The sequence below is a fragment of the Natronoflexus pectinivorans genome (assembly GCF_004345615.1).
In the GTDB taxonomy this organism is placed as follows: domain Bacteria; phylum Bacteroidota; class Bacteroidia; order Bacteroidales; family Marinilabiliaceae; genus Natronoflexus; species Natronoflexus pectinivorans.
The window spans coordinates 187,820-200,286 of record NZ_SLWK01000004.1; the positions used below are offsets into that span (position 1 = coordinate 187,820).

General features: G+C 38.1%; 6 protein-coding genes. 3 read left to right on the forward strand and 3 right to left on the reverse strand.

Features of this window, described 5'->3' with window-relative positions:
• Window positions 1-615 precede the first annotated feature (615 nt).
• From EV194_RS07475 to EV194_RS07485, 3 genes are all read left to right on the forward strand, one after another.
• Window positions 616-3,858: a SusC/RagA family TonB-linked outer membrane protein gene (locus EV194_RS07475; protein WP_132433417.1), complete on the forward strand. Its 3,243-nt coding sequence runs from the start codon at window positions 616-618 to the stop codon at window positions 3,856-3,858.
• A gap of 135 nt (window positions 3,859-3,993) precedes the next feature.
• On the forward strand, window positions 3,994-5,865 hold the full coding sequence (locus tag EV194_RS07480; RefSeq protein ID WP_132433418.1) for a RagB/SusD family nutrient uptake outer membrane protein: 1,872 nt from the start codon (window positions 3,994-3,996) through the stop codon (window positions 5,863-5,865).
• Between the two features lie 211 nt (window positions 5,866-6,076).
• Window positions 6,077-7,054, forward strand: a complete 978-nt coding sequence (locus EV194_RS07485) for a glycoside hydrolase family 43 protein (protein ID WP_132433419.1) — start codon at window positions 6,077-6,079, stop codon at window positions 7,052-7,054.
• Between the two features lie 326 nt (window positions 7,055-7,380).
• On the opposite strand, the gene EV194_RS07490 is transcribed toward EV194_RS07485, so the two are convergent.
• From EV194_RS07490 to EV194_RS07500, 3 genes are all read right to left on the reverse strand, one after another.
• Window positions 7,381-8,541: a glycoside hydrolase family 43 protein gene (locus tag EV194_RS07490; RefSeq protein WP_132433420.1), complete on the reverse strand. Its 1,161-nt coding sequence runs from the start codon at window positions 8,539-8,541 to the stop codon at window positions 7,381-7,383.
• Between the two features lie 244 nt (window positions 8,542-8,785).
• Entirely contained in the window at window positions 8,786-10,957 is a 2,172-nt protein-coding gene (locus EV194_RS07495; RefSeq protein WP_243699357.1) for a family 43 glycosylhydrolase, read from the reverse strand.
• 299 nt (window positions 10,958-11,256) lie between these two features.
• A complete protein-coding gene (locus tag EV194_RS07500; protein ID WP_165921824.1) occupies window positions 11,257-12,393 on the reverse strand; it encodes a glycoside hydrolase family 88/105 protein in 1,137 nt (378 codons plus the stop codon).
• Window positions 12,394-12,467: the final 74 nt, after the last annotated feature.

The following is a 12,467-nucleotide window of genomic DNA, read 5'->3' on the forward strand; positions in this document are numbered from 1 at the left end:
CAAAATAAAACCTCCACAACTTTTTTATGTTAAATTAATTTATGACTAAATACCTACATAAAGGTAGGTATTTAGTCATAAAAAAAAATAGTATTTCCATAAACAATGACGATCAAATAATACAAACATGATTTTGAACACCTAAAACAAAGATAGCTTTCTCTAATTATTACTTATAATCTATTATTCAATATCTTTCATAATTAAATTAAACTATTGACTATTTAAGTCGAAACAATATTTAATCTATTATCAAATTAAACAAATTTTCAAACAGGAATATTTTGTAATAACATGTCTGGTTATCTATTTCGTTATCTGTATACTTTAATCATTATATGAAATATTTATATACACAAATATAAAGTACAACGCTTCTCAGGTTATAACTTCAATTAAACTAAGCATTTCCTTAATTACGGAATTAAAATATGTATCAAAATGTTTAAATAAATGATCAAAATGTGCATTGTTAAATGTTGTGAATACACATAGATTTGTTTTAACAAAAAACCATTATTATGTATATATTGTTTTTTTTGTTCACTTTCAAAGCCGTTACAAACCATAAATCGATCAACTTTTAATTTTTTACTAATTAAATTCAAAATCATCATGAAAAAAAAGGAAAAACTGAAACTTTGGAGATTTTTGGAAATCTTCCGGGAACCGGGTTCTCTGGTTCTTCGATCAACATTTCTAAAAGGAGTGGTGGTTTGTGCTCTTATGCTTCTACCCATGGCAATATTTGCACAATCGAACACCATTACAATTAACGGAAGGGTGGTAGATCAGTTTGATGAACCGATCCCTGGAGTAACAGTGGTACTAAAAGAGAGCGCAACAGGAACAATAACTGACGCACTTGGGAACTATAACATACAAGCACCCGAGAATGGAGTATTGGTGTTTTCGTTTATTGGATTTAGAACCAAGGAAGTTACCATTGAAGGAAGAACGACAATAAATGTGATGATGGAGGAGGATGTATTGGGATTGGATGAAGTTGTTGTGGTTGGATATGGTACAGTGAGAGCAAGCGATGTCACAGGTTCTGTTTCAAGAGTAACTTCTGCTCAAATTGAAAGTATGCCTGTTCAAAACCCTTTGCAAGCATTACAAGGAAGAGCTGCTGGAGTAGACATTACATCTAGCGCAAGACCAGGCGAAATTGGGTCTATCCGAATTCGTGGGAACCGTTCTATTACAGCAAGCAACGAACCTCTTTTTGTAGTTGATGGAATCCCTTTGGCAGCTGGCGGTATTGAAGCCATAAATCCAAATGACATTAACTCAATTGAAATTCTTAAAGATGCCTCAGCAACCGCAATATACGGCTCAAGAGGAGCCAATGGCGTTGTGCTAATTAGCACAAAACGTGCTCAGACTGGTGTTGCACAAGTGAATTATCATGGAACCCTGTCTTTTGAAAGAATCAATGATTTGGCTGATAATTTCAACTCACATGAGTATGCCGAATTCCGAAGGGAAGCATACAGAACATTTGGACAGTACTCAACTCCATTTCCAAACCCGAGCGAAGATTATGCCATTTTCGGAGCTGATCCTCACGCTTGGAATAATATTGCCGAGGGTTATTCCTGGATTGATCGCGCTAACAGAGTCCCACAGATGCGAGCAGCCACAGCTGAAGAACAAGCAAGATATGGAGTAACTGAAGTTCCGGTATATGATGGAAGCCGCATTCCAACTACAGATTGGACAGATTTTGTTGAAAGAACAGGAATTACACAAGACCACAACGTAAGCATCAGCATGGGTACTGACAGAATGAAGACATATATGTCAGCAGGCGTCTTAGATCAACAGGGAACCAATGTTGGACAGGATTATACCCGATATACAGGAATGTTAAGTCTTGAATTCAGCCCAAATGATTGGCTGACTGTTGGTGGGAATATTACCGGAAGTTATGCAATTCAAAACTATGGATACACAACCGGAGGAACAAGGAGTGCCCGCACAATTTATGATGCTGCAAAAGGAATGTTACCATTTGCCGTACCATACGATGATAACGGAAATTTCCTTTACAATCCAGGTGGGGATGCAAATATTGTAAACCCAATCCGTGAAGGAGACATGGTGACAAACGAGCGTACAACAATACGAACCCTGGGTAGCTTTTTTGCAGAAATTCAATTATTTGAAGGTTTAAAATATCGTGCCAATTTTGGTCCTGACTTTAGAAATCACCGTTCGGGTGAATACAATGATGCACTATCTATTACCAGAGGTACCGGATCAGGCACTGATCGCGCAAGATATCAAAAGAACCAATGGATTGCCTGGACTTTCGACAATCTCTTATACTACAATACAAACATTGACAATGTACATGATATTGGGGTAACATTACTTCAAAGTTCATCCATGTCAAGAAATGAAGGGATTGACAACACAGTAACCGATTTACCATACAGTTCACAGCTATGGTACAATTTAGGTTCTACAAACCGTGGTGAAGTTGACGGTTGGGGATCATGGTACTCCAAATCAACTCTCATGTCATACATGGCAAGAATAAATTATGCTTTCCTTGACAGATACCTGGTAACTGTATCAGGAAGATGGGATGGAGCCTCTGTTCTTGCAGATGGGAACAAATGGGACTTCTTTCCTTCATTCGCTCTTGCATGGAAACTACATCAAGAAGATTTTATGATGGGAGTAGACCTATTTAATGAACTTAAACCAAGAATTGGTATGGGAACCACAGGTGCTGCAGCCATATCGCCATACTCAACACAGGGAGGTCTGGTTAGAATTCCATACGTGTTTGGTACAACTCCGGCAAGTGGATATGTAACTTCAAATCCGAAAGGACCAGCCGCAGAGCAAGGATCGCTGCCTAACAGAGATCTGGGTTGGGAAAAAACAACACAGTGGAACTTTGGTGTTGATTTTGGTATTCTTAGAAACCGAATTTCAGGTTCTATCGACTATTATGTGGCCAACACCTCCGATTTATTGCTCAACAGGGGACTACCTTCTGTATCCGGATATAACCAAATTATATTCAATGTTGGAAAAACCAAAAATAGCGGTGTTGAACTTGTACTAAACTCTATCAACATAAATACCGGAAACTTTCGTTGGGATACCAATCTTTCGTTCTCAAGAAATAATGAAGAAATTGTTGAACTATATCAAGGAAAAGAAGATGATATTAGTCGACAACTTTTCATAGGACAACCCATCAACGTGTTCTATGATTATGAGAAAGTCGGAATCTGGCAATTAGAAGATGCAGCAGAAATGCAGAGATTTAATGACAATGGACATAATTATCGTGCTGGAGACATTCGTGTAAGAGACCTTAACGGAGACTATTCAATTGATCCAAACAACGACAGAAAAATTGTTGGTACTGCCGCTCCAAAATGGACTGGAGGCATAACCAATACCTTCAAATACGATAATTGGGAAATGTCAGTATTTGTATATTCAAGATGGGGGCATACTGTAGCAACAGTTGCTCCGGATATGCAAGGTCGTTACCAATCAAGAAAAATTGATTACTGGACGTCAGATAATCCGACCAATGCATATCCAAGACCAGATTATGGAAATGGAGGTCAGCCTACATACTGGAGTTCTATGAACTATGTAGACGGATCATTTGTAAAAGTGAGGAACATCTCTCTTGGATATACAGTTCCAAGGAATATTATTAACAATTGGAATATTACAAATCTTAAATTATATGCTCAAGTAATGAACCCATTCCTTTATTCAAGAACTGATTACATTGATCCAGACGTAAGATTTGATTCCAATTTCACGACATCAATCTCATCCAGGAGCTTTGTGCTTGGTTTAAATGTTACTTTTTAAACATATCAGGAAAAGTTATTAAACAAGCCAAAAGAGTATTTCCTGAATGCTTTTGTTCTTCAAAACAAAAGCGAAAAAATCGGGAACTAAATAACCTGGCAAGTTTTATATAACCAAAAAAAAAAAAAATAGATTATGAAAAAAATAGTTTTCGGAATATTGTTTTTCTCACTCATGTTTGGAGCATGCTCCGATTTTCTTGAGGAGGAAATGGTAGGAACCCTAACTCAGGAACATTTCAGTACTGAACAGGGTATTGAGGATCTGATAAATGGAGCCTATGAAGGCTTTCGATTCCACTTTGCTTTTGAGTGGTCTTACTCATTAACCAACTACGGAACAGATGAATTTACTCATGGTGGGGGTATGGATCGTGCATATTTTAACAATTATGATGGTGCACTAAATCCTGGTGAATGGCGGGATTTGCAACCTTTTTGGGATAATATGTTTGCTCATATTAACCAAGCCAATACTGGAATAGCCAGAATTCCTGAAGTATTAGCAGGAAAAAGCCAGCACAACACACGCTTAGGAGAAGCATATTTTATTCGCGGCTTTAATTACCTAAAACTGGTTGAACAATTTGGCGGAGTTCCCATAAAACTGAACCCTACATCAAGCATTGAACTCGAGTTTAGAAGAGCTTCGGCAGGAGAGGTTATAGAGAGAGTTATTACCGACTTAAGAATGGCTGAACAGTTATTGCCTAACGAACCTGCACAAAAAGGAAGAGCAGCAAAGTCTGCGGCACGTCATTTTCTGGCTAAAGCATATCTTTTCAGAGCCAGTGAAAGAAATGCTGAATTTACAAGATCCACTGATCTTGATAGCGCAGCCTTTTATGCAGAACAAGTAATAAATGATCCTCGTCACCAATTGGCACCGGACTTTCATGACATCTTTAACTACACAACAGTAAACGGGCCTAATGAGCATCTACCTGAAATCATCTTTGCTGCTCAGTTCGACGACAATCAAAGTCTTCTTGGAAGATATGGCAACCGTGTTCATCTCTATTTTCCATCGGTATATTTCACTTTACCTGGAATGATGCGTGATTTAGCAAATGGAAGAGAATTCCAGCGTCTACGTCCAACCAATTTTGCTTTGGATGTATTTGATCGATCAGTTGATTCAAGGTTTTACAAAAGCTTTAAAACAGCCTACTTCTCAAATAATGCGAATACATTACCTAGATGGACTGAAGATAACGCTCCAAGTCCCGAATTAGTGGGCGAGCCAAGGTTCCAGGTTGGAGACACTTCAATTATCTACATTGTTAACTCATTGGACGATGATCGTTTTGTACGAGCTGATATAGATAATGCTGCGCCCCATATCTACATTAGGAATTACATTAATGATGAAGGCCAAAATGCTACCAATTACACTTTAAGCCAATATCCGGCACTTTCTAAGTATTTTGATCACAATAGGCAAACACCAAACGATGAAAGAGGTACACGTGATGGAATTCTGGCCAGACTGGCTGAAACATATCTGATTGCGGCTGAGGCTTATGGAAGAAAAGGCGATTATGCAAAAGCTCTCGAATTCGTTAATGCAATCAGAGAAAGAGCTGCATATAAAGAGGGGGAAGAAAGAAAGATTGAATACTATATCTCTGAAAACATTCCATTTGGAGAAACAGGAAGCACTGTGGAAGATATGCGTGCTACCGTTAATGCGTTTACTCCGGGAACTCCGGAGGCGGATCAAGAAATGTATCCGGCAGGTGTTACTTCACAAGAACAGATGTTTGTTCATTTTATCCTGAATGAAAGAGCCAGAGAATTAATGGGTGAATTAATCCGCTGGGTTGACCTTTCAAGGACAAACACTCTTATCACAAGGGCTACAGCATTTAATGCGCAAGCTGCTCCTAACATAAGAGAAAGACACGTATTAAGACCAATTCCTCAATCTCATCTGGATGCCATCCAATGGGATGGAAGGCCTCTAACTGCTGACGAGAAACAAGCTGAACAGAACCCTGGTTACTAGACTCAGCTTAAACACAAGGACTAAAGTCGCCCCCCCAAAGGGCGACTTTTTCTTTAATTCCAAGATTCTCCTTTTGTCAATAATTTGGTAGAATACATGCGTCCACCATTTTTAAACTAAAATCCTCCTACTTTTACAATAATCACTGGTATTTTTGTGTCATAAGCTTAAACTACATATATAATTCAAATTATACATTAAACTAATTCACATGAAAAAAAGTCTGTTATTTGTGGCAGGATTAATTCTAGCCATCTCATTTATTCGCTGTAATCAAACTCAAGAGATAAAATACAGCGGCAATCCCTTATTTGACGAACCATTCACTGCCGATCCTACTGCTATTGTTTATAATGACACCTTATGGTTATTTACCGGAAGTGATGAACAAGAAGAAGGAGTAGATGGGTTTCTTATGAGAAGATGGTATGTATTTTCAACCGCTGATATGGTAAATTGGACCAACCATGGAGCAGTTTTATCTGTAGATGATTTCGAATGGGGATCTCACAATGCATTCGCAGCTGATGTTGTAGAAAATCATGGAAAATTCTGGTGGTATGTACCAATTGTGCATGCAGATCCTGCTGCACGAGTGCATGAAGGTTTTGCCATGGGTGTTGCTGTAGCTGACCATCCTGCAGGACCATATCACGATCCAATCGGAAAGCCATTAATCGCTGACACAACCGCAAACTCAATTGTTCTAAACATAGACCCGGATGTATTTGTAGATGACGATGGCCGTGTTTATATGTATTGGGGATCTTGGGACGAAGTAAGAGTTGTAGAATTAAAAAGCAATATGGTTGAACTGGCTGGCCCAGTAATGAATGTAGAAGGACTGGACAACTTTTTTGAGGCACCCTTTATGCACAAGAGAGGAGACATTTACTATATGAGTTATGCTGCTGGATATCCATCACGAACCGAATATGCAATCAGCGACAATCCTCTGGGTCCCTGGGTAGAGAAGGGCGTCATTAACGATGTAATTCCAAACTCACCAACCAATCACCAGGCAATAGTGCACTTTAAAGGAAACGATTACTTTATTTATCATACAGCCGGACTGCCTAATGGAGGTCCATATCGTAGAAGTGTGTGTATTGATAAACTTGAATATGACGAAAATGGCCTGATAAAAAAGGTAGTAAGAACGACTACAGGAGTTCCTCAAATTAAATAGTTATCATAAAATGTGATTTTCACTGATGTTAAAGAGAGTATTCTAAAATCAAGATTTTAGAATACTCTCTTTTTGTTTAAGTTTTTTATAAACAGGTACGATAATTAAACCCTGATAAAATCAATGTATCTCAATTTATTACCACTTGGGATATATTATTCCAATCCGAAGAAAGCGAGATCCACAGATGAGACTAATTTGGTTACCTTCAAATCATAATATCAACCAGTTTGTTGACACTTTGCAAGGCCTTCGCCAATTCAATATAATGTTTCAGGCAAACACCCCTGTAATGATCATAAACAGAAGTAGATGATTATATTCTTTTATTTATCAAAAATTGACAAATCCCATTCATCGTACCACTCTATAATGGGGCGATCGTTTTTAAAAACAATAGGTAACCAAACGTATCGACCATCAATAGGGTTACGTGGCCTCCAGCGATCACCCATATATATAAACGCTCCCTCTTTGCCCTGAACAGGCAATACAAATGTACTTTGAGATTCAAAAGTAATTTCTGCTCCCGCCCCCACACAGGGGTTACCTAAAGCGGTCCATGGACCAAAGACATCCTCTGCGACAAAAGATCGTGCTGCGTTGGGTTCCCAACCAGTACATCCTGAAGCTATCATATAATACAAACCATTGTGTTTAAAAACCGCTGGTGCTTCATTATGTCCAACAGGGAAAATTCGTGTATACCTTCCGGTATGCGACAGGAAATCTTCTGATAACTCAGCGATATGCAACGTAAGATTTTCTTCGGATGAGAAGATATGATATGCAGTTCCATCGTCATCCAGAAAGAGTGTCATATCTCTGGCCATTTGTCCGCCTTCAAAATCTCTGCGAATAAATAGCCCTTTATGCACAGCCTCTTCCCAATCCGGTGTCCACCATTCATAATCGTCAATGGTTTCAGTCAATTCTTTAAATTCTTGTTCAAAATTCATGGGCCAATGACCAGCGTTTGGCCTTAATGATTCAATAAATACATAAGGTCCGGTAACATGATCAGCTACAGCCACAGCAGTGCGAGCAGCACTATAGCCCTGCCCCTTTAACTCCAAGTGAAACCACATTACAAATTTCCCGGTTTTCTTATTATACAAAACCTTGGGACGTTCAATAACTGAACCACGCTCAATGTCGTGACCTACAACATCTACCACTTCCAATGCTGTACCTTCATTTTTCCAGTTATATAAGTCAGTTGAAGAGTATACCTGCACGCCAACCAACGCAGTGTTCCCACCTCGACCAGCAGTTTTAAACTCACCAAACCAATAGTATACCCCCTCATGAAATAAAATTCCGCCCCCATGAGCATTAATATGAACACTATCGGTATCAAACCATAGTTCTCCGGGGATAAAGCTGCTATAATACCCTTTTTCTGAACTGTGACTACATGCCACCAACAGACTGATTAATAATAAAAAGCTGAGTTTCTTTAAACTTAAGTAAATTGAATTATTCATATTTTAATATTTTAAAAAGCATACAACCCTATTTAAGATAATCCTGACCCCCGATGTTCACTTGGAATATCATCAAAGAAATACAAGAAACCAAAATTCTATTGGCACAAATTCTGCTTTTAATACAACAAATCAATTAGATGGTAAAAATAAAACTGCCGGAACACCGGAGGTGCCGACAGTTTTAAACACAAACCACACCTTACAACTTCATGTCAGGTTACAAGAAATTTGAACACAATTACTAAAGACTTACAGGATCTATACCTTCCAAAGTAGGCTGAACCCGGATGATATAGCCGTTTTCGTCAAAAGTCATCCGATCTATACAAGTTTCTCTATGAAATCCAGCATTTCCTCCCATGGTTATACCTTCCGGGCGGGTAAAACGGTGGTATATAATATACCACTCATCTCTTCCAGGAATCTGTATCACACAATTATGGCCTGTACCATAAATGCCTTTTGAGGGATCTTTAGCAATTACCAGGTTATTTTCAGGAATGTAAAACTCTCCCATAGGTGAATCAGACATGGCATAACGAACCCTGTAATCTTCACTTCTAGTATCATTTTCAGACCATAAGAAATAATATTTTCCATTGCGATAGAAAACTTCGATACCTTCTCTGAATGTTCCACAGACAGGAGTCATCACTTTAACAGTAGATTTATCTATGGAGATCATATCTTCGTTCAATTTGGCACCGGCCAGATATCCATTTCCCCAATAGAGATAGTCATTCCCAGAAACCGGATCGGTAAATACATCCGGATCAATTTCTTGGCCACCTCTTACCCTATCTGGTTTCCAATCAATTAATGGCTCACCAATATCTTCAAATCTACCTGCAGGATGATCAGAAACTGCTACGCCAATTTTTTGAGCTGCGGTAAAATAGTAGAAATATTTATAAGTATCTCCCATCTTTTTCTCAATCATCGCAGGAGCCCATGCGTTACGAGGCCCCCAAGGTACATCCTCAACAAGATCAAGAATCACACCTTCATCGATCCAGTTTACAAGATCGGTTGATGAAAATGCTTTAAAATAATTCCCTGACCATCCATGGTATCCATCGCTTGTGGGATATAGATAAAACTTTTGATGTTTTTCAGACCAAATGATTTCAGGATCGGCATAATATCCGGTTAAAACCGGATTGTTATCTACTTTAACAGTAACATTGAACTTTTTATCGGTTAACCCTTTAACCGAAACAGTGTACTCAACAGGTCCCTGGCTGAAGTCCTGTGGACCTGTAGGACGAATTCTTGCATCGAAAAATGATTCAAAAACGGGTTCAAAGGACGACAAATCTGTACCATATTTAACTGGAACATAAATTGTTCCATTATCTCTATGAATGACAACATTATTGGTTTTAACGTTTTCACCAGTTACAGAAGCGATACCTAAGTCGCCAGCAGTTCCCCATTTATTAATAAGAGATTCTAACTCTCTTTGGGTAATTGGAATCACTGTTCCATGGCGCGGACGAAAATTCATTGAAATCTCATCATCAATAACTGTGAAATTCTTTAAATCCGTACTTTGAGTAAACTGATACTCTCCACGGATATAAACGTCATACATCAAGATGTATGTATCACTGTCAATGAGTTTAAAAACACAAGAGCCTTCTACTGCTTCATTAGTTTGCTGCAAATACTCATCGTGCATCACATACCCTTCTGTTAATCTATCTGAAACAGCTTTCTTTATCCCATTTCCATGACCTTCGGTTTTAAAAAACAGATGATATTGACCATCTTTTTTCACGATATCGCCATCAATACAGGATCTGTTTTCGGGATGAAAGAACAATTGTTTTGGCTCTGTTTCAAGACTTGTAAAATCCTCGTTTGCGTACGCGTAATAGATTATATCATAACCTCCAGGTTGCAACATGGAGAAATAAACCATGATTTTACCTTCCTCCTCGTCAAAATAGGACTGCGGAGCCCAGACTCTTCGTACATCATGGAAATTTGGGAATAATTCAGAAACATTAACAACTGAATGCGTCCAGTTTATTAAGTCATCTGATTTGAGAAAAACCATGGCCTGATTATTTGACCATCCGTCATTTGAAACAAATAAATCGGTAACTACCATATAGAATTTACCATCGGGAGCACGTAAAATGTGCGGATCACGAACACCACCTCGAGAACTTATTGTATCGGCAGCAATTACGGGACGGTTATTATTTAATGCTACATAGTTAAATCCATCCGGACTTACAGCATAAAAAATTGCTTCTTCACCAGGTCCGTTACCTATAAAATAAGCAAACAAATATGCCGTATATTTATCTTTATCTGAACAGGAAGCATTCAGCAATGTAAGAATAACCAAGCAACCATAAAGAATTGGTTTAAAAACAGAATAGACAGAATTCATTTGTTTCATATTATAATTAGTTTTTAATTTAATTTCTCATGAAAATCAATATCCCAAAAATAGACCTACAATTCGAAAGTATTTTTCACAAAAATTAAAAAGACTATAACAAACTCGTACATTGTTGTATTTGACAAATGAAACCTTCAAAAGTGATGGCTTTTAGCCTTTACCAAATATAGGATTTCGCTCAAATGCAAACAGCTATGATGTCAGATTATATTGACAACTCTGCTATATATGATTCAAAAAAAAATGCTGCTTTTATTAGCAGCATTTTCCAATTCTATTAAAGTAGAGTTTTAGATCTATTTTGAAACCATCCGATACATTTCAGAAGCAGCTAATAAATATGCACCAACCCCGAAATTTGCAGTAGAATTTGCATCAACCACCTGACCAGGAATGGCTCTTTCTCCAATGGGTTGAATATAGCCTACCTTACCGTTATCATGTAAAGCAACACCAGATAAATACTCCCATGCTGTTAATGCTACAGGCAAATATGTATCTCTGTCTAAATATCCATTATTAATGCCCCACAGATACCCATAGGTAAAAAACGCTGTTCCACTGGTTTCATAACCTGGAGCATGTTCCGGATCCAAAAGACTTCGGGTCCAATATCCACCTTCTTGCTGAGCCATGGCTAATGCAGAAGCCATCTGCCGAAATACTGACTCGAAATGAGCACGATGCTCATAATCTGAAGGAAGATCAGCCAAAATTTTTGCTAATCCGGCGAAAACCCATCCATTTCCTCTCGACCAAAAATCTTTTAATTCATTCACACTTTTGTGTTCTGGATAAACATATTTTGCATCCCTATAGAACAAACCGTCTGCATAATCAAACATCAACTCTTCAGCGTACTTATAATAATCCCACAAACGCTCCAAATATAATTCATTACCGGTAATATGATAAAGCTTCGTCATAACAGGCATTACCATGTAAAGTCCATCTGCCCACCACCAATAGTCTACAGAATCGGTTTGCATTTGATACTCCATAACCTCAATGGCCCGTTCAATTTTATATCTATTCCCGGTGATGTTATACAAATCGATATACGTTTGAAAGCATATTTGCCAATCGCCGAATAAAACATAGTCATCAGTTTCACCATATCCATATCGCCATGTGGCACGATCGTCGGATTTTGCTCCTTTCCATTCGTTCATTTCTCCCCACAACATTGAGTAATCAAAATACTCTTGTTTGCCGGTTACAAAATACGCTTCCATGTTCCCGGTATGGTAAGCAGCATGTTCCCAGAAAGACCAACCCGGAACAGGGTGTTTTTCCTGCCAATAGTTGTTTACCCTGGTAATAATTTCAAAAACGCCATCAGAGTCGGGTAAATTATACTTTTCAGAATTACATGAAACAAGAAATGAAATTACCATTAGAACAACGGAAAAAGATTTTAGATTTCTTATCATAACAATTTGAATTAATAATTAATATATACTGCTTAATAGTTCAACAATTTTTCTCAAACATATGGTACATGAGC

Excerpts from the sequence above, each read along its gene's own strand:
- EV194_RS07475 (WP_132433417.1), top strand. The coding sequence starts at position 616 with ATGAAAAAAAAGGAAAAACTGAAACTTTGGAGATTTTTGGAAATCTTC.
- EV194_RS07480 (WP_132433418.1), top strand. The coding sequence starts at position 3,994 with ATGAAAAAAATAGTTTTCGGAATATTGTTTTTCTCACTCATGTTTGGA.
- EV194_RS07485 (WP_132433419.1), top strand. The coding sequence starts at position 6,077 with ATGAAAAAAAGTCTGTTATTTGTGGCAGGATTAATTCTAGCCATCTCA.
- EV194_RS07490 (WP_132433420.1), bottom strand. The coding sequence starts at position 8,541 with ATGAATAATTCAATTTACTTAAGTTTAAAGAAACTCAGCTTTTTATTA.
- EV194_RS07495 (WP_243699357.1), bottom strand. The coding sequence starts at position 10,957 with ATGAAACAAATGAATTCTGTCTATTCTGTTTTTAAACCAATTCTTTAT.
- EV194_RS07500 (WP_165921824.1), bottom strand. The coding sequence starts at position 12,393 with ATGATAAGAAATCTAAAATCTTTTTCCGTTGTTCTAATGGTAATTTCA.